The 24,127-nt window shown below is 47.8% G+C and carries 20 protein-coding genes, 1 pseudogene and 1 CRISPR repeat array; of the genes and pseudogenes, 8 read left to right on the forward strand and 13 right to left on the reverse strand.

All coding sequences use genetic code 11. The annotated features are described in order from the left end of the window. Window positions 1–266 precede the first annotated feature (266 nt). A protein-coding gene (locus tag AC2T15_RS11300; protein ID WP_486778327.1) for an IS3 family transposase occupies window positions 267–1,429 on the forward strand; the annotation gives its coding sequence in 2 pieces (ribosomal slippage) (window positions 267–522 and window positions 522–1,429; 1,164 coding nt in all). Between the two features lie 41 nt (window positions 1,430–1,470). Then, a CRISPR array of direct repeats spans window positions 1,471–3,636; the repeat unit is 28 nt; unit sequence GAAACACCCCCACGGGCGTGGGGAAATC. Between the two features lie 41 nt (window positions 3,637–3,677). Here the strand turns inward: AC2T15_RS11300 and cas2e are convergent. The 8 genes from cas2e to cas3 are packed head-to-tail and all read right to left on the reverse strand — an operon-like array spanning window position 3,678 to window position 11,979. Then, entirely contained in the window at window positions 3,678–3,971 is a 294-nt protein-coding gene (gene cas2e, locus AC2T15_RS11305; protein WP_080997067.1) for a type I-E CRISPR-associated endoribonuclease Cas2e, read from the reverse strand. Next, a complete protein-coding gene (gene cas1e / locus AC2T15_RS11310) occupies window positions 3,949–4,836 on the reverse strand; it encodes a type I-E CRISPR-associated endonuclease Cas1e (protein WP_486778328.1) in 888 nt (295 codons plus the stop codon). Before cas1e ends, cas2e begins: the two co-directional genes overlap by 23 nt. Next, window positions 4,829–5,551 (reverse strand): type I-E CRISPR-associated protein Cas5/CasD, encoded by a 723-nt coding sequence (gene cas5e / locus AC2T15_RS11315; RefSeq protein ID WP_486778329.1) that lies wholly within the window; start codon window positions 5,549–5,551, stop codon window positions 4,829–4,831. Before cas5e ends, cas1e begins: the two co-directional genes overlap by 8 nt. An 8-nt stretch (window positions 5,552–5,559) precedes the next feature. Next, on the reverse strand, window positions 5,560–6,591 hold the full coding sequence (gene cas7e / locus AC2T15_RS11320; RefSeq protein ID WP_486778330.1) for a type I-E CRISPR-associated protein Cas7/Cse4/CasC: 1,032 nt from the start codon (window positions 6,589–6,591) through the stop codon (window positions 5,560–5,562). A 30-nt stretch (window positions 6,592–6,621) separates the two neighbouring features. After that, entirely contained in the window at window positions 6,622–7,266 is a 645-nt protein-coding gene (cas6e, locus tag AC2T15_RS11325) for a type I-E CRISPR-associated protein Cas6/Cse3/CasE (RefSeq protein ID WP_486778331.1), read from the reverse strand. Beyond that, on the reverse strand, window positions 7,263–7,799 hold the full coding sequence (casB, locus tag AC2T15_RS11330) for a type I-E CRISPR-associated protein Cse2/CasB (protein WP_486778332.1): 537 nt from the start codon (window positions 7,797–7,799) through the stop codon (window positions 7,263–7,265). Before casB ends, cas6e begins: the two co-directional genes overlap by 4 nt. Further along, window positions 7,799–9,298 carry a type I-E CRISPR-associated protein Cse1/CasA gene (gene casA, locus AC2T15_RS11335; RefSeq protein WP_053106162.1) on the reverse strand — a complete coding sequence of 500 codons (1,500 nt, stop codon included), beginning with the start codon at window positions 9,296–9,298 and terminating at the stop codon, window positions 7,799–7,801. Before casA ends, casB begins: the two co-directional genes overlap by 1 nt. Before the next feature lie 8 nt (window positions 9,299–9,306). Further along, window positions 9,307–11,979: a CRISPR-associated helicase Cas3' gene (cas3, locus tag AC2T15_RS11340; protein ID WP_486778333.1), complete on the reverse strand. Its 2,673-nt coding sequence runs from the start codon at window positions 11,977–11,979 to the stop codon at window positions 9,307–9,309. Window positions 11,980–12,153: 174 nt separating this feature from the next. On the opposite strand from cas3, the pseudogene AC2T15_RS11345 reads away from it, so the two are divergent. The 3 genes and pseudogenes from AC2T15_RS11345 to AC2T15_RS11355 form a co-directional block, all read left to right on the forward strand. Then, window positions 12,154–13,893, forward strand: a pseudogene (locus AC2T15_RS11345) (ribonucleoside triphosphate reductase); the annotation flags it as partial. Further along, on the forward strand, window positions 13,886–14,047 hold the full coding sequence (nrdD, locus tag AC2T15_RS11350) for an anaerobic ribonucleoside-triphosphate reductase (protein ID WP_080995540.1): 162 nt from the start codon (window positions 13,886–13,888) through the stop codon (window positions 14,045–14,047). The pseudogene AC2T15_RS11345 and the gene nrdD, both read left to right, overlap by 8 nt. After that, window positions 14,040–14,726, forward strand: coding sequence for an anaerobic ribonucleoside-triphosphate reductase activating protein (locus AC2T15_RS11355; protein WP_486778334.1), 687 nt, complete (start codon window positions 14,040–14,042; stop codon window positions 14,724–14,726). Before nrdD ends, AC2T15_RS11355 begins: the two co-directional genes overlap by 8 nt. A gap of 55 nt (window positions 14,727–14,781) precedes the next feature. On the opposite strand, the gene ubiT is transcribed toward AC2T15_RS11355, so the two are convergent. Genes ubiT through ubiU form a run of 3 tightly spaced genes read right to left on the reverse strand, consistent with a single transcriptional unit; the run spans window position 14,782 to window position 17,181 of the window. Further along, a complete protein-coding gene (ubiT, locus tag AC2T15_RS11360; RefSeq protein WP_486778335.1) occupies window positions 14,782–15,291 on the reverse strand; it encodes a ubiquinone anaerobic biosynthesis accessory factor UbiT in 510 nt (169 codons plus the stop codon). Further along, a complete protein-coding gene (locus AC2T15_RS11365; RefSeq protein ID WP_486778336.1) occupies window positions 15,285–16,175 on the reverse strand; it encodes a U32 family peptidase in 891 nt (296 codons plus the stop codon). Before AC2T15_RS11365 ends, ubiT begins: the two co-directional genes overlap by 7 nt. A 10-nt stretch (window positions 16,176–16,185) precedes the next feature. Next, window positions 16,186–17,181, reverse strand: a complete 996-nt coding sequence (ubiU, locus tag AC2T15_RS11370; protein WP_486778337.1) for a ubiquinone anaerobic biosynthesis protein UbiU — start codon at window positions 17,179–17,181, stop codon at window positions 16,186–16,188. Between the two features lie 307 nt (window positions 17,182–17,488). On the opposite strand from ubiU, the gene AC2T15_RS11375 reads away from it, so the two are divergent. Beyond that, window positions 17,489–18,439: an adenosine deaminase gene (locus tag AC2T15_RS11375; protein ID WP_053106158.1), complete on the forward strand. Its 951-nt coding sequence runs from the start codon at window positions 17,489–17,491 to the stop codon at window positions 18,437–18,439. Between the two features lie 7 nt (window positions 18,440–18,446). Here the strand turns inward: AC2T15_RS11375 and AC2T15_RS11380 are convergent, their stop codons facing one another. Beyond that, window positions 18,447–19,454 (reverse strand): alpha/beta hydrolase, encoded by a 1,008-nt coding sequence (locus tag AC2T15_RS11380; RefSeq protein WP_486778338.1) that lies wholly within the window; start codon window positions 19,452–19,454, stop codon window positions 18,447–18,449. A 77-nt stretch (window positions 19,455–19,531) separates the two neighbouring features. On the opposite strand from AC2T15_RS11380, the gene AC2T15_RS11385 reads away from it, so the two are divergent. From AC2T15_RS11385 to AC2T15_RS11395, 3 genes are all read left to right on the forward strand, one after another. After that, on the forward strand, window positions 19,532–20,107 hold the full coding sequence (locus AC2T15_RS11385; protein ID WP_053108842.1) for a DUF6436 domain-containing protein: 576 nt from the start codon (window positions 19,532–19,534) through the stop codon (window positions 20,105–20,107). Window positions 20,108–20,189: 82 nt separating this feature from the next. Continuing rightward, the gene (gene ligB, locus AC2T15_RS11390; RefSeq protein ID WP_486778339.1) at window positions 20,190–21,869 is read left to right on the forward strand and encodes an NAD-dependent DNA ligase LigB; all 1,680 of its coding nucleotides are present in this window, start codon (window positions 20,190–20,192) and stop codon (window positions 21,867–21,869) included. Window positions 21,870–22,088: 219 nt separating this feature from the next. Next, window positions 22,089–23,564 (forward strand): DUF3360 family protein, encoded by a 1,476-nt coding sequence (locus AC2T15_RS11395; RefSeq protein WP_080995543.1) that lies wholly within the window; start codon window positions 22,089–22,091, stop codon window positions 23,562–23,564. A 74-nt stretch (window positions 23,565–23,638) separates the two neighbouring features. On the opposite strand, the gene AC2T15_RS11400 is transcribed toward AC2T15_RS11395, so the two are convergent. Further along, on the reverse strand, window positions 23,639–24,115 hold the full coding sequence (locus AC2T15_RS11400) for a hypothetical protein (protein WP_486778340.1): 477 nt from the start codon (window positions 24,113–24,115) through the stop codon (window positions 23,639–23,641). Between the last annotated feature and the right edge of the window lie 12 nt (window positions 24,116–24,127).

A 24,127-nucleotide genomic window follows, 5' to 3' on the forward strand; every position in this document is an offset into this window, starting at 1 on the left:
AGCATAAGAAACACCCCCACGGGCGTGGGGAAATCGCACTTGATGCCCTTGGAGTGACTACACGCTTGGAAACACCCCCACGGGCGTGGGGAAATCCTGAGAAGTACAGCCCAGACAACTGGCTAAAAGGAAACACCCCCACGGGCGTGGGGAAATCCTCGCCGTTTATGTATCTGTTAGCGGTCAAGGTGAAACACCCCCATGTAGTGGTCTAATGAAACCAGACATCTACTTAGGCGATAATGTTCGCCATAAAGAGGTGCTCTATGATAAACAAACAACGTACTTTTACTCCAGAATTCAAACAAGAAGCCGCTAGCTTGGTGCTTGATCAAGGCTACAGTCTTGCCCAAGCCTGCACATCATTAGGTGTGAGTAAGTCGGCCTTGCACCGATGGGTTAAACAGCTCTCAGAAGAGCGTCAAGGTATCACTCCAAAAGGCAAAGCAATAACCCAAGAACAACAGCGCATTCAAGAGCTTGAAGAGCGCTGCAGACGGCTTGAGATGGAGAAATCCATATTAAAAAAGGCTACAGCTCTCTTAATGTCGGACGATTGGAAACATACACGCTAATTGAGAAGTTAAGAGAGTATGCCCCTGTTGAAATCGTGTGTGCGACCTTTGAGGTTAATCGCTCTTGTTACTATGAGTATCGAAAAAGATCACGACGAGTAGATGTCGAGCACATCAAGCTGAGAGCGCTGGTGAGTCAGTTATTTAACAAGAGTCGCTGCTCAGCAGGCAGTCGCACTTTGCAATGTATGCTAAGCAAACAAGGTGTCACTATAGGTCGTTTTAAGGTGCGTAAGATGATGAACGAACTCGGTCTATCATGTAAGCAGCCAGGCTCGCACGTGTACAAACAAGCCACGTTTGAACGACTTGATATACCGAACCGTTTAGACAGGAAGTTTGCTGTAACACGACCTAATCAAGTTTGGTGCGGGGATATTACTTACATCTGGACAGGTCAGCGCTGGAGTTACCTAGCAGTTGTTTTGGATCTTTATGCTCGACGGGTAGTTGGTTGGTCTATGTCTGAAACAGCTGATGCCAGCTTAATCGTAAAATCGTTAGAGCATGCATGGGAGCAGCGCGGTCGTCCGCAAGGTGTGTTATTTCACTCAGATCAAGGCTCACAGTACGCTAGCTATCAGTTTCGTCAGCGTCTATGGCAATATCGCATGGTTCAAAGCATGAGTCGCCGAGGTAACTGCTGGGATAATGCACCGGTGGAGCGATTATTTCGTAGCTTAAAAACAGAGTGGGTACCAATGTTTGGGTATAACAGTTTTATGGCTGCTCAAAAAGATATCAGTGGTTACCTGATGAAATATTATAATCAGCAACGACCACATACATTTAATCGTGGCTTGACTCCGCTAGCAGCGGAAGAAATCCTTAACAAAGTGTCTGGAATTATTTGACCACTACAAGAGTTTCATCTATAGAGCGCAAAAAAGCGATAGAAACACCCCCACGGGCGTGGGGAAATCGGAACGTCTGCAAGGCTAGAAAAGTCTTTGTAGAAACACCCCCACGGGCGTGGGGAAATCAACACGTCATTAAACAGAATAATCAAAGTCTCAGAAACACCCCCACGGGCGTGGGGAAATCGCTTGAGCTGCATCAATTGAAGCTCGTAGGTAGGAAACACCCCCACGGGCGTGGGGAAATCTCTCATTTCTTGCCCCTCAAACGCTTTAAATAAGAAACACCCCCACGGGCGTGGGGAAATCTCATAAACACGATCAAGAGTAAAGCCGCGAACAGAAACACCCCCACGGGCGTGGGGAAATCTGCGCTGGGTTATGGCCTTTCCATAGCCACAAAGAAACACCCCCACGGGCGTGGGGAAATCAAATTAAAAATTGCAAGCATTGCTTGCAGCCTAGAAACACCCCCACGGGCGTGGGGAAATCCAGAGAAAAAGAATCTTTTAACGCCAGCTACTGGAAACACCCCCACGGGCGTGGGGAAATCCACGCATTAAAGATGGCAAAGAGCTAGTAACTGGAAACACCCCCACGGGCGTGGGGAAATCACAACCCAAATACCCTTATCGCTGGAGCGCATAGAAACACCCCCACGGGCGTGGGGAAATCAAATAAATAAAGCAAAATGCTTTACTTTAATTAGAAACACCCCCACGGGCGTGGGGAAATCTTAACCGAACAGCGTAGAGCGCCAGCCGAGTGGGAAACACCCCCACGGGCGTGGGGAAATCTCCAATCGGATAGCTATCAATTTTACCTCGTTATAGAAACACCCCCACGGGCGTGGGGAAATCCCTCTCTTGCTCTCTTTGCAAGCTTCTCCCTTGGAAACACCCCCACGGGCGTGGGGAAATCATTGACATGATTCACCTTTATGTTTCTCGTTTAGAAACACCCCCACGGGCGTGGGGAAATCCTATGCAGGTCCTAGGGAACATGAACAACATTAGAAACACCCCCACGGGCGTGGGGAAATCCAAACCCAGTAGCCCTAAGGTGATTACTATCCAGAAACACCCCCACGGGCGTGGGGAAATCCAGATGAAACAAGAGGAAAAACAGAAGCAGAAAGAAACACCCCCACGGGCGTGGGGAAATCTCCTTAGGCACTTCTTGTCCATAGAGGATAAAAGAAACACCCCCACGGGCGTGGGGAAATCTCATGTGATCCAGCACAAACCGAACATTTGCAAGAAACACCCCCACGGGCGTGGGGAAATCGCCTGCCTGACTGAAGCCCTTAAGAATACTGAGGAAACACCCCCACGGGCGTGGGGAAATCTGCCTAAGGATGGTGCATCTCTACTCTCGACCGGAAACACCCCCACGGGCGTGGGGAAATCCCGAGCGCCCACTAGCTAACTCACCTTGTGTTGGAAACACCCCCACGGGCGTGGGGAAATCCACTTTCACGCGCTCAAATATAACGAGGTAAAAGAAACACCCCCACGGGCGTGGGGAAATCATTTTGTTTTTATGTGTGCAATGCCTTTATTTAGAAACACCCCCACGGGCGTGGGGAAATCCTGCCATGCAGCGCATGTATGACTCAGCGAGGGGAAACACCCCCACGGGCGTGGGGAAATCACCATTGATAGGTCAACCAGTGACTCGAAAGCAGAAACACCCCCACGGGCGTGGGGAAATCTATCTCCCAATCATTATCAGGGTCATAATGCAAGAAACACCCCCACGGGCGTGGGGAAATCTTACCGCGCGATTCAAACAGGTCGCGTTTAGATAGAAACACCCCCACGGGCGTGGGGAAATCGTACAAGCCAAATCATCTGGTAATACCAAATAAGAAACACCCCCACGGGCGTGGGGAAATCGGTGAGCTAGGTGCTTACATGGCAAAGCATGTAGAAACACCCCCACGGGCGTGGGGAAATCCAGGCAGGCTAACGCGCTACGCCTAGCTTGCCTGGAAACACCCCCACGGGCGTGGGGAAATCATCCAGCGCACGGCCTACAGCTGCAAACGCCTGGAAACACCCCCACGGGCGTGGGGAAATCCAGAGTTCTCAGAGAAAGCGCAACAGGAGCTTGGAAACACCCCCACGGGCGTGGGGAAATCCAATAGGGTAACAACACTCGAATCCAACCCCTAGAAACACCCCCACGGGCGTGGGGAAATCACCAACATATTGTTAAAGAACAACAGCCAAAGCACAAGATGTTAGGTATTTTGATTTTTCAGGGTTTCTATCACGAGTTGTAAGCCGCTAATTTCTATTAATGACTTACGTGTTGGACCTATCGTTTGTATTTCATAACCTGGCGGTTTCGATAACGAACGAAAAATCATCACCCCAGACTCTGGTGGACAATGTTTATGCAAGTAATCAATAACCGTTAGCGCAACGGAATCTTTAATACCTGATACAAACACATTAGCTCGAGGTTCGGTAAACCAAAGTTTCATACGCCCACGTACAGCTGGTGGCAAATCATTTGCGAGAACGACGAGCACGTTTTTCTCCAAATAAACTGGCAATATCTGGCGCAATCTGACTTAACAAGTCCATCTCTAACACCCGCTGACGAAACGCAGCTGACACCTTATGCTTGTTATAGCGGCCGGCCATATCGTGGGTTAGAGAAAAGGCAAGATCAATACACAAATGCTCCTTGTATAAGTCGGCAAGATCATAAATAAACGGAAGCGGACTACCTGAGTGGATAAATCCAATATGTGGCGAATAACCGAGGCTATGCACTGCAGAGCATAAAATCCCATACAGCGCAGCGTTGCTGGCAGTTAGTATCTGATTAGTAACATCGCTTAACTCAAATTTATTTGGCGTAAACTGACGTCCTTTCCAACCTACTTGGTAATGCTCTGCCTTAGCTTGATACAGAGCTCGTACCCTATGGCCTTCCATACCCATCATTTGCTGCAAAGACTTCTCTTGCAAATCAGCATCGGGAAAACGCCTAACAAAAAAACGCCTAGCAACTTCTAGTGACTGCTCTGGATCAACCGCTAACTCCATTTGTTGCCGTAGATTGCGCGTGTCAGCAGTAGGCACAAAGCCTGCTGCATAAAACAATAAGCTATCCTCACCTACCCAACACACCGAACAGTTAGCAGCGGCGGCAATCTTAACTGCTTCATGGGTAATGCTAGTACCTGGCCCCAATAAGAGACAATTTAAAGTAGCTATAGGTAAAGGCACCACCTGATTCGTCGAGTCAATCCACTTAATGCTGCTGTCATCAATTTCAAGACGACCTCGTTCTAGATAAATAAACGGATACTTATCTTTTATCTGGGGTAAGGTTTCTCGCGTAACTTTAACTAACAACCGCTGCCCAGCTTGTTTTGCCTCAGCCATACTTCACCAAAGTTACACGTCGATCACGGTATATTTTACGCGTCCCAAATTGTACAGGTACATCGTTTAAGGTGATTACTTCCCCGTCATGTTCACCCTGCAGTACACGAAAAATAGCTGTACGTTTTACCTCACGTGCTTCATGGGTAGCCAATTGCTCAGCATGCGTTAATGCATCCTTTACAGTTGCATGCACACCTTGTCCTATCAGCTCAGTAGGCACACAATTTTTGCGCCCTAAATACAGATCCCACATAGGGCTTTGCAAGGCCTGCTGCAATTCATCCAACTCAGATTTAGGCCCTTGCAAAGCTACAGCAAAGGCCATGTCCTGCAGGTAATAGCGGTAAGTCATTTTTGTGCCACCTCCTACCGCCTTACCACCATCACTTTTTTTAGGAATCAGTAAGGTTTGCCAAGGATCAGCCTGTTGATAACCACTACCCACCATTTGGAAATCCCGTAACATTGGTAATCTAGAAACAGGTTGACCTTGCTGATCTTGCGGCACATACGCTTGTACCACCATGTCACGCTCTGCCCAGCGTGCCAACCAATCCGTTTGCTCACCCCCTTTGCCAAGAGCGCAACATAACAATCCCAATACTCCGGATTTCGTGGGAAAATCCAAGCTGTCGCGCCGTCCGAACTTCGAATCATGGCCCCAGGCTTGCAACGGCGCCTCCAGCCACATCAATAGATAAGGTTCACTCATAGCGCACCTCAAATCTGGCTTTGCAAGTCTGTAATTAGTTGATCAACAGAGTAATTTTCGTCTTCGCCCCAATCGTAAGCTGCCAGTTTGCCAAACAGACTGCCGGTCATTTTTTCTTTTTTATCAAGATAGGCCTTAAGCGTTGTAATACTTGGCTGCAAATACCCCCCTTGCTCGGTCTTGACTGCCGTTTCAAATGGCACCTGCAAACGCTGCCCTTTACGCACTAGCACACGGGCAAACTCCCATGGACTAGCACCAGACTGAGTGGTTTGACGGGCACTAGGAACTGCCACAAACAAGGCTTTAGTAAAGGCTGCAATAGCGGGCTTTAAATCAGCTTCGTCACCCAAAGTTTGCGCTAACTGCCCCAAGTCAAGGCTGATGTAGCGGTAATAAGTAGCCGAGTTAAATTCTAAACTGCCCATATGCGCTGAACCGGGTTCATCTTGCTTGTCATCTAGCGCAGTAAAAAACTCTACTTCATTACTTACTTTATGCGTCGAAATAGCATGGGAAAAAGAGGCAGCAGCCTCAACATTCATCTCAGCAGCTTTGGCTACCATGCGGCCGAATAGAGCAATGTCTAATGCATCTACTGCTGGATTCAAAGCTTTTTTCGCCACCTTAGCCAGTTCTTTATCTTTCAATTTACTAGCATCAAAATCGTGTGCGCTAGCATATTCAGCAAATGCTTTAGCTTCGGTGTTGCTAATAAACAATAAAGTATCGTCACTCAGGGCTTTAGCAATACTTGCTCCACACTTTTCTGCCTGATCTTCACTTGCTCCCACAGCTATGCAAGCTTCAATCATCAGTTGTTCAACTTTTTTAGTACGAATGCCAAGTTCAACTCCAAACTCCTGCATAGCCAGTCGCACTTGTCGCTTCCAGCACTGAGAGCTAACACGTGCACGGGTGCTACCACCAATTACAGCAGTTTTGGGAGCTCCTACATCATCTCGGTTTAAACAAGTAACGGGAAAAGATTGCAAAATATGATATTCAATGCGGGTATTGCGATATGGACTAGTAGACATAATTAATTTCCTTTTAATGTTTAATAAGCGTCAATCAAATGGGCTTTCTATAAAGGGCACTATTTGCAATAGCCCACAACCAAAGGCTCGGCCACGGCCGATACCCTGTTTAAAACTCTGGATAAATTGCTGTCGATCCGTCACCTGCAGGACTCCTTGTACCTGTGCTTGAGCTAGCGTTACCGGCCGCCCAACCTTATCAGGAAATTTAAGAACATCCGTGCTATCGACCTGCAGTTGTAAAGGCGATACATTAAAGCCCCAACTAATACTTGCTCGTATCGTAAACCACTGGGCAATAGCTTCACGACCTTTAACGGGAATAAGTTTGCGACTAGCGTTGTCTCTGCGCGTAGGATTGACTATCACTTTGAAACGGTAATTTTGATGCTGCAAAAAGTCTGTGGAAATAGTTTTGCTTTGCACCTGTCCGTATTGGCCATCTACCTGTTCCAGAGGCTGACGATCAGATAAAAGTAATATTTTACGAGACTGATAATCTCCACCCTGATCAGCATAGAGAAAACCACTCGGCACACTGGCGTTTTTCTCGTCTGTGCTACGTGTCTCGGCAAATAAGCTGTATACCGCTTTGTGCAAACCATAGGGGCTGTCTATTTTTAGGGCTCGCACAGCCTTTCTATCTAAATGCAAGACACTGGCTATTAATGTCATTCCCTGCTCTCCTTATCTTGACCACGCTGCCCATAAAAATCCTGCGCCCAACGCATTTTGCTTCTCTCACCAAAATAACGCAGCTCAATGAGTAGTTTCGCGTAGTCCAGTGGCTGTCCCAGTTTGCTTTCAATTAAGGTCAACACTGGTCGAATCACTCGGCAAACTTCTTGTACGTCAGTGCAGGCCAATAAACGACGTAAGCGGGCTTTAGCCTGATCACTATATTGGGTAGAGCCCTTTTCTGCATAAGACTCTGCTAGCGCTTTCCCAAGACTAAGACTGCCATTATTATCAGACTTGGAACGCGCAATAGCTGCTGCCACGGTTGCATAGGGCAAACGTTGCCAAGGATTATCTAACTCAATCCAAGGACCAAGAGTTTCCCAGCTTTGATATTCAGTTGCTGCATTATCAGCACGCCTTAAACGTGCGGCAAACCCTTTATCCTGCTTGCAATGCTCAAAAATAAATTGAACAAACTGTTCTTCCTTGTTTTTGGCTCTCGCAGGCACTACCTGTTCTTGCTCCATTACGAAGCCTCCTGACTAATATATTTATAATGGTTTGGCCTATGTTGCGCCCAAGCATCCATCTGCCGTGCGGTCACATTGGGACAGTAAAAGTCATAACACTGATGTTGATAGCGAGCAAAGGTACGTCTTAATATTTTTCGTTGCTGCAGCCCCTCTTTAGAGGCATCACAACTATTAACTAACGTCTGAAAATCACGCTCACATAACTGCCAAAACATATGAGTTGCCAATGCCGCAGTATTTTTCCCATCCACCGTAAGCTCTTTAAAATAACCTAGCACACGCCCATATAATGCTTTCGCTAGCGTATCTAGCCCGCTCATTTCAAGTTGCAATTGATTAAACCAAGTTTGTCCTAAAACCTCGCTTTCTAGCCAAATAGTGGACTCAACAAAGTCATCTGTACCCGAAACGTACTGTTCTCCTGCATTGCTGCTCACGCGTAGTCCACCTGACCAGATACTAAACAGCTCTTGGGTATCTCTCGCCTTCTCTACACCTAAACGAACCTGCCAACTTTGAAAACCGCTACTTCCCGACAGGTCAATAAAGCTAAGCAGGCTAGTCAGCTCACGCCAAGGTCTTTTATTTGGGTCAGTCCACTGAGCTTTTGGCTCTTTAGCGGAGTAGTCGATCGCAACGCTAAGATCATGCATGCCTTCCTTGTAACCCGCATAAGCAATGCCTTCTGAGTAATGCATTTTGTTATCAGCTAATAAACAAAAACGACATAAAGGCAGCAAACGCCCCATATAAGACTGCTTTAATTGCTCTGCGATAGCACAAGCTTCACCCTTCGGCATCTTCTCCCAAGGGGCAAAACCAACACCGGCACTAAACATACCGATAGCGCTCAATTGTTGATTTGAAACTAAGTTCAACCATATGGAGTTATGAAGATTGTGCCCCATAATGAAGTTATGTAATAACCCCATATGCGCAACTGATGGACCCGGTTTGCCGGTAGAAGGCTTACCTTTATCATTACGCTTGCCAGCGTACCCTAAAGAGAGAACTACGCTGTTATCGGTTTTTTTACCAGATAAAGCAAACCCCATCTGTAATAGCACAAGCAGTGCTTTATCAGCATCAGATAAGCTACCTTCTACCTGCGATTGAGTGAGTACGGTTGTATTTCCGGTAGATACTTCGGGGATAAAAGCCCCAAACGACAATGCCCTAGCAGCAGCGATAGCAGGCATTTGTAGGAAAGGTTTATCACCATACAAGTAAAATCTGTCATACCATTGTTCTAAATAAGCAAGGCACTTTTCAGCCATTCCCTGTGCGCCCAGTTGATGCCAGCCCTTTTCATCTTCTGGAGTTGCAGCCGCCTGAGCAATAGCCAATAGTAATTTAAATACTGCTATTTTTTGTATCGGATTGCCGCCAAGGCTTTGATATTCAGAGTTACTAAAAATATCTCGCAAACTTACCCGCCCATGATCGGCAACTGGTAGCCAAGGCTCATCCACTAAATTGAAGCGGTTTTCCATACCCTCTCCTACTTTTTAATTGTTCGATAGCCCAAGTCAGGGCGATACTCAATCTCGTATTTATCATTCAACAGCTGATTATCTAGCCCCTGTAGGAGGTCAGACTCACTCACTAAAGCAACCCGTAACAGACTTTCATCATCCGGCCAAAGTGGATTTCCTAGATAAAAACAGTGGTGCAACCCAAACTGTTGTAAGCGCTCGCGATTCACTGGCTTAGGTGCCTCACTAGGACGCACCTGTACAATAGCGTGCATCAACTGCTTAGTTCTTTCCCGCCAGCTTGCACGACTTATAGCCGACCTATTTAGTGGTAAAACTATTTGCTTACCATCCAGTAACACTAATACTCCTGCCCGCTGTTCGCTGTCATAGCAAATACTGCGTAGCATTAGTACTTCAAAAGCATCTGTTTCACTGTAGCGCGTTTGCGCTTGGCTTTCCGGCATTGTCTTACCTGCCTGCGCTAATCCAATTCGTGCCAATTGTTTTAACGCTATCTGTCCTTTTTTATCGCGACAACCTTCTTCTAGCTGCCGTAACCAAATCGCCATAGATCCTTGCTCTGGACGCTTTTGATAAGTCGCCTCAATTAATGAGCGAATATCAATAGGCAAACAAACCCGCTTTAACTCAAGCCACACCTCAAGACTACGGCAAAGCACATAAGGACTATAAACATAAGCGCTAGCACCAAAAGCTGACTCAGGACTATGAATAGCCTTATTTAAATTTGGCGCCAATAGCCAAGCCTCCTGCCGAGCATATGAATTGCGGGGTGTTTCAACATGACGCCACAAACGGCCAAGACGCTGCAATAACATGTCTGTAGGCGCAAAGCGACTAACCAGAAAGTCAGCATCAATATCCAACGACTGCTCTAATACCTGTGTACCAATTAAAATGCGTCCTTTCTGTTGGCGTTTACTGCCTAGCCACCCTTGTTTCCCAAAAAGATTGACCCATTGTTCCTCAAGCACTTGACGATCGGTCACTGTAAATCGCGAATGCAATAACCCACACTCTGCCCCTAAATCTAAAGCACGAGCAGCTAACTGCAAATAACGCTCCTGCGCCTCTTTAACCGTATTTTCAATCCATAACACCTGCTGCCCCTGTTCTGCGCGCAATAAAGCTTCTTCTATCGCAACAAGTTCGTCTTGCTCTAACTTAAGGGTCACATGTTGTATTCCAGCAATAGGCACACCTATCTCTGCTACTGAGTCGCTGTTTTTGGGCAAAGCCGTAATCAATGGATAATCAACAGAATATGTTTCACTGCCGATCAGCTCCTGACGCCGCGCTTGGTTTAAGGTAGCGCTCAACACAATTACCGTGCAATCTAACTGACGTAGTAAATCAATCAGGGCATCTAGTAAGGTGCCTGTATAAGCATCGTAGGTATGTACTTCATCCAAAATCACCACTTTGCCTGCTAAACCAAACGCACGCACAAATCCGTGTTTTACATTCATCGCAGCCATTAATGCTTGATCAATAGTACCCACAGCAAAAGGGGCAAGCAGACCACGCTTAGCCTGATTAAACCATGCTCCACCTGGACGCCCTTCCTCACCCATTTCTGTAGCAAATAGCCATGCATTGGCATGCAATAATAAAGACCTATGCGCACAATCAGGCGCGACAACCTGCTCTAAAAACTGATTAAAACGCTCAAAAATTTTATTAGAAGTTAATTGGGTAGGAAGCGCAAAATAAATACCACTCGCCTGTTGACTAGCCAGCAGTTGATAGGCTGCATAAAGCGCTGCTTCTGTTTTACCCACTCCCATGGGTGCTTCTAAAACATAGACGCCAGGTTGGCTGGCCTGCTCGAACAATAAGCTTTGCGCTGTTCTTGGTGCAAAGCCAAACACCTGCTCAAAACTCAATCCAAGCTTAAACTCAGGTGTTATAAAACCTGCTTCATCCAGCGCTTGGTCAATTCTTTCTTGCCACTTATCATCTGGCAGATCAAAGTGTTGCCCAGAACCTATCCAGTCGGCCACTGACGTTAGGCCAGCTAGTAAACGCGCTGTTGCATAATCATCTAACTGGGGCCAGTCCTCCCCCAATACATGCCGTAAATCTTGAACTAATTTTTCACGCTCTCGCTGCCAACTTTGACCACCAAATGCTTCATCTAAAGCACGCTTTCCAGCAACATCTGGAGAAAAACCATGATGCTGCCCTAAAATTTCCGGAATATATTCAGGGGCACCAAGTGCATTAGCTGTGATCTGGCTCACTCCCGCATGACCATTCCAATTCTTTTCTAGATCTGGATTTACGTTAGGCAAAACAGGCAAGCCACAAGCTCTATACAACTTGCTGTAAAACGTAGGGCTTACCTTACCAATATCATGGGTAGCAGCAGTAAAAGCTGAACCAGGCGGGAAAAGATGCTGTACAGGTGAGCGCCGAATCAGCTCTTTAGCGACTTCACCTACAATCTGACAGTGGTCAAATACAGTACGCCCAATCTGGACTCGTCCTGATAAATCAATATAAGTTTTAGCTGGGCATTGCTTATAACTAATCAATGCACTTCCTATCTCTTTCTTCGCGCGCAAAGCCATTTGCTCAACCCTCAACTTATTTAGCGATACCGGACAGTTGCTGATAATAAGTAAAGTGCCACTTAATTGCATCTGTTGCCTAAGCAGGGCTACGTCAAACATCCATCTGCCTAAAATCTATCCCTCACCAATTTATTGATACGGGTCAAGCCCACTTTTTACCCTTCAGCTCTAATGCACACCACATATAGTTAATTTAAAAACTAAAAACACCATATATTGTGTATCGAGGCGTATATGACCGTTCAACCCCTAGCTGCTGAAGCTCCTTTAAGTATTCCGGTAGCTGCCACCCTTGATGAATACTTACAGCAGCAAGACTGGCGCGTGAAAGCCAATGCGAACCAAGGTTACTCTCTCGGCGGGATGATTTTGAATGTGGCCGGCAAAGTGACTGCCAACTACTGGTTGAATGAAATCTACAGCCCAGAAATTGGTGCAGCGCACCGTAATGCAGATTTACATATCCATGACTTGGATATGCTGGCTGGCTATTGCGCTGGCTGGTCGTTACGTAACTTACTGCATGAAGGCTTTAATGGCATTGCCGGACGCATTGAAGCCGGCCCACCCAAGCACCTCAGCAGTGCACTGGGGCAAATGGTCAACTTTCTAGGCACCTTGCAAAATGAATGGGCCGGCGCTCAAGCCTTTAGTTCGTTCGATACCTATTTGGCGCCCTTTGTCCGTAAGGATCAATTGAGCTATGCCCAAGTTAAACAACTGCTGCAAGAGTTTATTTACAACCTCAATGTACCCTCACGCTGGGGCACCCAAACGCCCTTTACCAACCTGACCTTTGATTGGGTCTGCCCTGAGGATTTACGGCAGCAAATTCCGGTAATCGCTGGTGAGGAAATGACCTTTAGTTACGGCGAACTGCAAACAGAAATGGATCTGCTTAACCGTGCTTATATTGAAGTGATGCAAGCTGGCGATGGTCTAGGACGAGTATTTACCTTCCCAATTCCCACCTATAACATCACCAAAGACTTTGTCTGGGATAGCCCCAATGCCGAGTGCTTGTTTGCCATGACCGCCCGCTATGGCTTGCCGTATTTTCAAAATTTTATTAACTCCGAGCTAGAACCTAATCAAGTGCGTTCGATGTGCTGCCGCCTGCAACTGGATTTGCGTGAACTACTGCAGCGGGGTGGCGGTTTATTTGGCTCGGCGGAACAAACCGGATCCATTGGTGTGGTAACCCTTAACTGTGCCCGCCTAGGTTACCAATATGCCCAGGATTTGCCGGGGCTCTACCAGCGCTTAGATCAGCTACTTGAGCTGGCAAAAAACAGCCTAGAAATTAAGCGCCAAGTCATTCAAGGTTACCTTGATCAAGGGTTATACCCCTACACTCGGCGTTACCTCGGCACCTTACGCAATCACTTTTCAACGATTGGGGTTAACGGTCTACATGAAATGCTGCGTAACTTTAGTCAAGATCAGCTAGGCATCCATACTGCTACTGGACGGCAAATGGCGCTGGATGTACTAGAACACATTCGCCAGCGTCTCCGCCAGTTTCAAGAACAAACCGGACACCTGTATAACCTTGAAGCAACTCCGGCCGAGGGCACCACCTATCGTTTTGCCAAAGAAGACCAACAACGCTTTGCCGATATCCTACAGGCCGGCACTCCCGACTCGCCTTATTACACCAACAGCTCCCAGCTACCGGTTGGCTATACCGATGACGCCTTTGAGTCTCTGTTGCTGCAAGATGAGCTGCAATGCAAATACACTGGCGGCACCGTGCTGCACCTGTATATGAGTGAACAACTCAGCTCCGCTCAAGCCTGTAAACAATTAATAAAAACTGCGCTGACCCGCTTTAAATTGCCCTACTTAACCATTACCCCAACCTTCTCGATTTGCCCAGTACATGGTTATCTAGCTGGGGAGCATGAATTTTGCCCACGCTGTGATGCGCTGCTGGCCGCTGAGCTTAGCCAATCAAGCCCTGCGACAACTTCTTCGTTCAATAATACGCTTGAGGTACCCACCCATGACTAAACTTACTCTCCCCCAAGAACGCCGCCAACCCTGTGAAATCTGGACCCGAGTAATGGGCTATCACCGTCCAGTACATGCCTTTAATCGCGGAAAACAAGCTGAATACCGAGAGCGCCAGCCCTTTACTGAGCCTAAGCCCACAGCCCATGCTTAAAATTGGTGGCTGGCTGCCCTTTACCACGCTCGACTATCCACAACATTTAGCCTGCGTGGTGTTTTGCCAAGGTTGCGCTTGGCGCTGCGACTATTGCCATAACCCTGAACTAATCAGTCCCAGCGCCACTAGCCAATTTTCTTGGTCAGACATTTTGGCATTTTTACAAAAGCGCCAAGGGCTATTACAGGCGGTAGTGTTTAGCGGCGGAGAAGCCACGTTGCAACCCAAGTTAGCCCAAGCTATGCAACAAGTTGCCGCCTTAGGCTTTAAAGTGGGTTTACATACCGCAGGGATTAAACCCAAGGCGCTGGCTAAAGTGCTGCCTTGGTGTGACTGGGTGGGATTAGATATTAAAGCGCCTTACGGCCAAGCTGCAGCAATCACCGGCGTCGCTCACAGCGATCAGCCAAACTGGGAAAGCTTAGCTTTAGTCTTGGCCAGCCAAGTGGCCTATGAATGCCGCACCACAGTGCATTGGAGCCAGCTCTCACCTACTGCGGTGCTGCAACTGGCGCAGCAGCTCAAGGCCCAAGGGGTACAGAACTTTTGCCTACAACTTGCGCGGACTACATCGGCTCTGCCGTTAGAGGCTCAAACTGCGCCTAGTCAGTCAGAATTAGCCCAGCTCGAGCAACACTTAGCTACGCTGTTTAAACAGTTTGAATTAAGAGCTTAAACTGCCTTATAGCGGTTTCACGCAACCACAATAAGGCACTGTTTAACGACCCCTATTAGCTACTTGGAGAGGGCATCACCTGAGCTTGTTGCTCAGCCACAGTGCGGCCAAGCTGCTCTAGTAGCTGCCAGAACCATTGGGGTAGGCTGTCTGGATCGAGGCTATCAATCAAGTTTTTAACTGCGAGTCCTAGCTCTGTATCACCATCAATCTGTAGTCGTCGTCTAAAAAATAAACTATCGGGATCTTCTTGGCGGCTAGCCAGCAGTAAAAAATCACGCCACTGCCCACTAATACATACCTCTACCGGCGCCTGCTGGGCAATCACTAACTGCTGATCTAACCCACGCTGACTGATACACCAACGTAATCCTAAATCTTGAATCTCTAGCGCCAGCCAGCGATCGGTCAATACCTCAAACAGCCCATCGGCTAAGGCTTCGGCCAGTAAGTGATTTAAGCTTCGCTCAAGTACTCGCTGCTGCACGAAGGCTGGGGTCAAGCGAGCCAAAGGCAGTAAGCGCTCACTGGCCGCTAATAGCCACGGCATACTACGCTTCAACATAAGCCGGCCTCCTTTACACTCAACATGCCCGGACGGCCATGCCAATAACCATTACAGCTTTGCACCGCCAAAGGCGGCAGCTGTCCTTGACGTACCTGCTGCCAACCCTCAATCACCTGTGGCATCTGCTGCGCACGGGGGCTCAGCCGAGCAATATCCACGCCGTGGCTGGCTAAACTGGGGTAATCTGGCAATAAATTGTGCACTTCAGCCGATAGGGTTTGAATGCCATTGATAGTGAATAACGGCTGGCCTTCTTGGCTCGCCAAACTGATACCTTCGGGATACTGCAAACAGCAAAACTCGCATTGATCTTTCGGCCGATTTTCGGCTCGTGCGGTAAAACACCGGGCAGAATAGGCTAAAGGTAAATGCCCATAAGCAAATACTTCTACTTCAGGGCGGGCTCTGCCTAAGCTGTCTAGCTGAGTTAAGGTTTGCTGTAGCATTTGGGCTGAATACTCAACCGGCGGTACCCAGCGCTGCAAACCGCAGTCAATAAATTCACGCAGCGCCCTGGCACTGTAAATATTTAATGCCGGCCCGCCCACAAACCCCAATTTACGCTCAGCTAAAAATTGCACGGCCGCCATATCGTTGGCTTCCACCATAAACTCGCCGTTATCACACAGGCGCTTTAAGCTTGAAAGTTCAGAGTTGGCTTCAATTAAACTTAAACTAGAAAGCACCACCTGTGCTTGCGTGCTTTGCTGCAGTTCACGGGCGAACCCAAGCCACGCACTAAAATTCAGTTCACGCCGTTTAGCGCACACTGTTTCGCCTAAATAAATAATATCCAATGGCTGCTCAGCCATCTGCTGATAGAACTTGATCAGCTGTTCGCGGGGCCAAAAAAACAACACCGGACCTAAAGACAGTTTCATACCTACTCTCCTATTGCCACGCGCGATGATAAGCACCCAAGGTAGTTTGGCTGCCTTCAGAAACACCTGCTAAGGTCTGTCGCCAACTGGCCTCTACCTGAAACTGTTCTGGGTTGCGTTGATAGCTATCTAAAGCAGCGCGCCAGACCCGTGTTACCTGCTCGGTATACGCAGGGCTCCGCTGTCGGCCTTCAATTTTAACCGCGCTCACCCCCATGCTGGCTAATGCGGGTATTAAATCCATGGTATCCAAACTGGTTGGCTCTTCTAAGGCATGAAAGCGATGACCTTGAACCAAAAAGCGGCCTTTACATAAGGTTGGATAACCGGCTGGCTCTTGCTGCTCATAGCGATCAATTAACACCTCATTTAGCCGCGCACTTAACTGCCCTTGCTCGGTACTCCAGCGCACCGCTTTGGCTGGTGAACAAACGCCACATAAGTTAGGCGACTCGCCCGTTAAATAAGACGATAGATGACAGCGTCCTTCGGCCATAATGCACAGACTACCAAAGGCAAAAACTTCAATGGGTACACTACTATTGGCCGCCACTTGCTTTACTTGCGCCAACGATAAGACCCGCGGCAGCACTGCTCGCTGAATATTGTAGCGCTGCTGATAAAAGGCCAAGGCGGCAGCATTAGTGGCTGAGCCTTGGACCGATAAGTGCAAAGGTAAATCTGGATAGGTGTGGCTGGCATAGGCTAACACAGCAGGATCAGCTGCAATCAAGGCATCCACCCCCAGTGCGGCCGCTTGATCGACCGCTCGTTGCCAGCGCGACCAAACACTGGATTGAGCATAGGTGTTAACCGCGATATAGAGCTTTTTTTGCTGCTGCCGAATCAGTGCTAGACCTTGCTCAAGTTGCTTTTCACTAAAATTAAGGCCGGCAAAATGGCGGGCATTTGTATCATCTTTAAAACCGACATACACCGCATCGGCCCCTTGACGTACGGCGGCTTTGAGAGCAGGCAAACTTCCTGCGGGACAAACCAACTGCATACAGACTCCCTCGAGCACTCAGGATAGAAGAGGTCTTGAGCAGGTTTAGCCAACTGCACTCAACACTGCCGACCTCAAAAACAGCTAACTGCTGGGCAACTAATTGCTACTCGCCAGCTAACTGTGCTCTGGTTACGGCTGATTAATCTAGGAGGTTTAGCTAAGCCGCTTGTTGACAGAAATCAACCATGCTCCGATGAGAATTTAACCTACAGCTAGCAACAATTACCGTCTATCTCACTTATCTATCGCAGTAAAGGCTTTATAATCTGCCATCAATTGACTCCATGATCGGGATGAAGCCCCTATGAAAACCTGGTTAAACAACACCCCTAAAGCCGAGCTACACTTACACCTAGAAGGCTCACTGGAGCCTGAATTACTGTTTCAGCTGGCTCAGCGTAATCAAATACAACTCCCATGGAGTTCAGTAGAAACCCTCAAGCAGGCCTATAACTTTAATAACCTGCAAGAGTTTTTAGATATCTACTATCAAGGCGCCAATGTCTTACAAACCGAGCAAGACTTTTATGATTTAACCTGGGCCTATTTACTGAAATGTAAAGAGCAAGGCGTCACCCACGTTGAGCCATTTTTTGACCCACAAACCCATACTGATCGTGGTCTAGCTATCGCCATTCCGTTTGCTGGTATTAGCCAAGCACTTAACGATGCCAAAACTCAGTTAGGTATCAGTGGCGGTTTGATTCTGTGTTTTTTACGTCATTTATCTGAAGCAGCGGCCTTTGATACCCTAGAGCAAGCGATGCCATTTCGTGATCAGTTTTTTGCCGTAGGTTTAGATAGTTCTGAAGTTGGTCATCCGCCTAGCAAGTTTGAGCGAGTATTTGCTAAAGCACGGGCAGAAGGCTTATTAGCCGTAGCCCATGCCGGTGAAGAAGGCCCACCTGAATATATTTGGCAAGCGCTAGATTTACTCAAAGTCAGCCGAATTGACCACGGTGTACGCGCGATTGAAGATCCGCGCTTAATGCAGCGTTTAATCGACGAACAAATTGCCCTAACCGTGTGCCCGCTCTCTAACACCAAGCTCAAAGTCTTTGAGCACATGGGCCAGCACAGTATTTTGCAAATGCTTGAACAAGGGGTAAAAGTAACCGTTAACTCCGATGATCCTGCGTATTTTGGCGGCTATATGACAGAAAACTTTATGGCCTTGCATAACGATTTAGGCATGACCCAAGCCCAAGCGCAGCAACTGATTGATAACAGTTTAAGTGCGCGGTTAGCACCTTAAGTGCTGACTAGCTTACTGCTTCAGTCGGCGTTGTCGACTGCGGCGGTAGCTGATCCAGTAATGGGTTATGCGCTAACGCCGATACGCTTAAACACTCATCAATAAAGCTCAACATCTGTTGTCGTAAATCCACCGCTTCATTGACCAAATGGTGGCGCGCTTCAGGCAAATACAACACCCGTAAACTGGTGAACTTTTTACTTAAAAAGCTTAGGTTATAGCGCCAGTCGACCGTTTTATCTTGCTGCCCCTGTACCACAATTGGCCGAAATCCGGCTTTCTTTGCTTTATGAATGAGAGCGATCCAATTGCGCATCGCAGTTACCCACGCCACCGGTAAGGTAGTGGCTTGCAAGGGATCATGCTTAATAAACTCTAAAAATGCCGCGTCGGTTGAGTTATCCGAAGGGGCGCGCTTAATCGAGGCCACAAAGGGTTTTAACAAATGATACAAGGCCTGGCCTTGGGCCCAAGCCCAAGGTCGAACCAAGGGTGCTAATAAAATAATCTCGCCCAAAGGCAAGTGCTTAGGGCGACGACGTAACAGATAATCGGTAATAATTGCACCACCAGTACTTTGGCCCAGTAAGTGAATCGGCGCTGGTAACTGCAACTGCTGAGCTTGTTCAAGGAGACTCAGTAAAACCGCAGTGTAATCAGAAAAATCATCGATGCTGGCGCGAGGGCCTGTGGATAACCCATGTCCCGGCAAATCACAGCTAAGCACCGCAAAGTCTTTAGCTAACGCCCAGCGATAAATATGCCCATACAATCCCATATGATCATAGTAGCCATGCAGCACAATTAAGGTTGCCTTAGGCGTGTTTTCTGGCAATAACAACTGCGTTGCTACCTGAAACTGCCCCACTTCTAGCCGTCCTAAATGCGCCGTGCCAGGCAACACCAAGCCATAATACTGGCGCCATTTTTGCTCTTCTGCAGAAAGTTGACTGGCCGCTGTGCTAAAAGGTCGCAACTGTTGTTGTAAGCGTTCTAACTCAGTTTGATTTAGCATGGCGATTCGCCCTTAACGTGATGTTTTCCACTACACTAACGCCTTTGATTAGTTCTCTAACTGTTGCCTATCTTGCTATGACTCGCCCACGCCGTAAAACCTTAGTTATTGCCAGCATTATTGTGCTGTGGATTATTGCCATGTTAGTTGCGCTTTGGTGGTACCAAGCGCGCTTTATTCGTCCCTTTAGTGAATCCACGGCTATTTTTAGTGGGCAAGAACTGCAATTGCCGCCTAGTTTAGCAGGCGCTGGAGCAGTTCGTTTAGTGCATTTTTGGGAGCCTGCCTGTCCATGTAACGTCGGTAATCAGCAGCACTTAGCCGAAATGATGGAAGAATTTAAAGGCAAAGTTGAGTTTTATCACTTACAAAAACCCAACACCAAAGGCCAACTCCCACCTATTTTAAATCAAATGAATCATTTAGCTGGTTTACCTGGAGCCGAGCAGTTACCCGCCAGTCCGGCCGTAGCCATTTGGGATCAATCCGGCCAGCTGGCATATTTCGGCCCCTACAGTGAGGGCGCCGTCTGTAACTCCAGTAACAGTTTTATTGAGCCGATTCTCAATGCCTTGCTTGAAGGACGCTCAGTGGCTGCCAGCAATACGCTCGCTGTAGGCTGTTTTTGTGATTGGCAAACACCAGATACCTAATCGGTAACGCACCCAGTAAACCAAGAAATTAGCCGATCAGCACCTAAGCTTAAGATGTCATTCACCACTGCCAGGAGGCATGATGAACTACTTATTAAGCTACCTACTGCGACTGGGCCTATTGCTGTTGGCACCAACAATTTACGCTACAGCCCCTTGCCCCAACTGGCAGCCTCAGCAAGCAGCAGAAAATATCCAGCACTTACGACAACGTCTTCAAGCGCTGGATGCTAGTTATCAACAACAGCAGTCACTCATCAGTGATGAGCTTTATGATCAGCTACTTGAAAAAGAACAGCGCTGGAGCCAGTGTTTTCCATCTATTACTGCCAAGCCAGTAATCACAACAGCAGTTGCGCCGCAACTGACCACTACGCGACATAGTTTTCCACAAGCTGGATTAACTAAGCTAAAAGAGCCCCAACTTAAACAATGGCTACAAGGTAAAACTAATCTCTGGGTTCAGCCTAAAGTGGATGGAGTGGCCGTTAGCTTGCATTATCACAACGGCCAACTGGTACAAATTTTAAGCCGTGGCGATGGTACTTTTGGCAGCAGTTGGCTGCACCATCAACAGCAATTAGTCGCCATCCCCAAACAATTAACTCAACCGCTATCAATCACAGTTCAAGGGGAGTTGTATTGGCATGTGGATAACTTTATTCAAGCGAAACAAAATAACAGTCAAGCTCGCCATCAAGTCGCAGCACTACTGAATCGCGCCCAGTTATCCACTGCACAAGGGCAACAAATTGGATTATTTGTTTGGGAATGGCCCGACGGCCCCGAAACGATTGAACAACGCTACGCCCAGCTAGCAGCTCTAGGCTTTGTCATTGATCCCTCCCTAACTCAACCGGTTAGTGATTGGCCGCAAATAACTAAATGGCGCCAGCACTGGTATCACTCGCCCTTACCTTTTGCCTCAGACGGCATTGTGCTTAAACAAAGTCGGCGGCAAGTAATCACTAGCGGCAATTATCCGCCTCTTTGGGCTGTGGCGTGGAAGTACCCTTATCAACGCACACTCGCCACGGTGCAAGGGATTCAATTTAATATCGGTCGCACTGGTAAAATCACGCCGATTGTTTTACTTGAGCCCACCGAGCTCGATGGCAAAACTATCCGTCGTGTGAGTGTAAGCTCGCTCAAAAAACTGCAAGCACTGCAACTGGCCAAAGATGCTCAAGTGGCGTTGCAATTATCTGGTCACAGCATTCCACAAATTACCGAAGTGATCTGGCAAGCTGCCCAAGCTGAGCCCGTTTCTTTGCCCAATCCTAAAGATTATCATCGCTTATCCTGCTGGACGGATAATCCCCAATGCCGCACACAACTGCTGTCACGTTTAGAATGGACTAAAAAATCTCCAGGCTTTGCTCTGCATGGCTTAGGTAAAGCCAGTTGGCTACAGTTGCTCAATAGTCAGACCATTCAGCATTGGAGCGATTGGCTCACCTTAAGCCCTGAACAAATTAAACAGGCGGGATTTTCCGCCAAACAGGCCGAGCAGCTCTATCAAGCACTTCAGCCACCGCTGCAAGCTTCAGCCTCAGCTTGGCTGACGGCCTTAAGTGCTCCCCATGCTACGCAACTGCCTAAAACACTGAGCTGGCAGCAGCTAGCGAACAATACGCCAAACGACTGGGAAGCGCTGTTATTCAGTCCGAAAAAAGCCCAACAACTCGCTGAATTTATTCAGCATCCTGATATTCAACTCATTTTTCAACGACTCGCACAGCGCAAAATAGCCACTAACTAATAGTCTCATAGCCAAAAGATGGATTGTTTCAGGCTCGTCACACAAGCAGCATGTACCCCACTTAAGTGCTTAGCACTGTCTCTTTAACGATAGATTCTTGAACCTATCGTCCCCCATAAAAATAAAAAAAGTTAACCGAGACCCTTAGCCCATCCTTTGCGAACTCCACCAAAGGATGCGGCCTGTCTCTGCCTGTTTAACTAAAACTAGAAACGAATAATGAACCAACAACAATCCAGCAGTTATCAACAACTGCATAAGCCTCGTGCTGATTTTGCAAGCCGTGCAGACTACCTAGAACATGAACTGAGCATTATGTCGCCCAAACGCTGGAAGCCTAATCTGCCGTTTCGCGACTACCGTATTGAATACGAAGATTGGGTGCCCGCAATGGCCGCCACCATTGGTAAAATTGTGATGGTTGCAGCAATTGTGGCAGCCTTTGCTGCACCCTTAGGTTTATCTAATGCCTTTGTGATTGAAAACGCCCGTTTTGAAATGATTATCGCCGCGGTATTGTTTGTGGTGCTATTTTCTGGCTTTTTTAACCCAAGGGCTAACCTGGCAGGTACCCATGGCCCATTAATTCCTTTAATTCCGTTGATTGTTGCTTCAGGCGGCCATCCCATGGCCTTAGGCTTGATGGTGGGTTTACTGGGCTTTACCTTAGGCATCTTTCGGGGCGGCAGCCTACTGGCGCGACTCACCAGTGATGGGGTCTGTGGCGGCTTATTACTGTTTTTAGGCTTTGTCGGCGTAACTTCACAAATCAAAAACCTGTTTGCTTGGGCAAATGGCTTTGATATGGGGTATATCGCCTTTGTGGTAATTTTCGCCACCATTATTATGTATGCCTACCTCGAGCATTTAGGTAAGCGCTGGCTAGCGATTCCTTTGGGGTCTGCGCTGGCGGCAATCATTGCTTTTGTTCTAGGTGCGCCCTTTGAGTTCACTACTGAGCCCGGTATTCCCAATATGAACCCTGCATACTGGTGGGGCGAAGACACCGGCTGGCAGCTGGGTTTGCCCAAGCTTGAGCACTTTATTGCGGTGGCACCTTTTGCGGTGCTAGCCGTGGCCATGTGGTCGCCCGACTTTTTAGGCCACCGGATTTTCCAGCAACTGAATTACCCTAAAAACGCGAAAAATGTGCTGATGGATATTGATGACACCATGTGCATTGCCTCAGCAAGACAAGTGGTGGGCACGGCTTTAGGGGGCGGTAACTTAGCCTCTTCATGGGGTACCTACATGGTGCCGGCATCAATTGCCAAGCGTCCGATTCCAGGTGGCGCTATCTTAACCGGCTTACTCTGTGTGGTCGCAGCAATCTGGGGTTATCCCATGGACCTAGCGATTTGGCCACCAGTTTTAAGCGTGGCGTTAATCGTTGGAGTATTTATGCCGCTATTAGAAGCAGGCATGCAAATGACTCGCGAAGGTAAAACCTCGCAATCAGCTGCAATCGTGATTTTCACATCAGCCCTAGTGAACCCGGTATTTGGCTGGTCACTGACAGTGCTGCTAGATAACATTGGCATTATCGGCGATAAAGAGCGCTGCACCCACCTCAGTCGCACCGATCGCTGGATTATTCCAGCCATTGTGTTTGCAGTTTTATCCTTAGTAATGGCTGCGATTGGCATGTTCCCTGGCATTCCTGCGTTAATGGAATCCTTCCGAGCATTGCATTAATACGACTCTAAGCCTATGTTCTGATAGATTAAACAATCCGCTGAATCCACCATGATCCAGCGGATTGTTTAGCTTTAAGAGCTAGCTGGCAACTTAATTTGGCTTAAAGATTTCACCACCGCTTGTTCATCTTCCGTACCGAGCACACCGTCACGGACCACAAATACCTTAGCAATACCTGTATTTTTAGTCGTTTCTAAGACATACAGTACGTGTGCTTGCTGATTCGTAAAGCGGCACTCAAAGTACTCAATCTCTGCTACTTGCTTGGCCTGAATGGTGCAATCTTGCTGGCGATAGGCCTGCTCCTTGAGAAGCCAACCCACAATAAAGGTATCTGTTTGATTACTGGGTAAACGCTGCTGCTCAACAAATAAATTATGCTGCAACTGTTTAGCGTTCTGGTACCTGGTTAAGCTGCGATTAGCCGATAGCTCACTGGCTTGGGCTTTATAGGTCTGGCCATTAATTTTTTGGTTCGGGGTGCCAGCACATGCGCTTAATAATGCTGCACCAGCAAGTAATAAACCAGTAAGTGTTAAAGGTTTCATCGTTTGATCCTT

This window comes from Thiopseudomonas sp. SA1F2-1K (genome assembly GCF_057443035.1).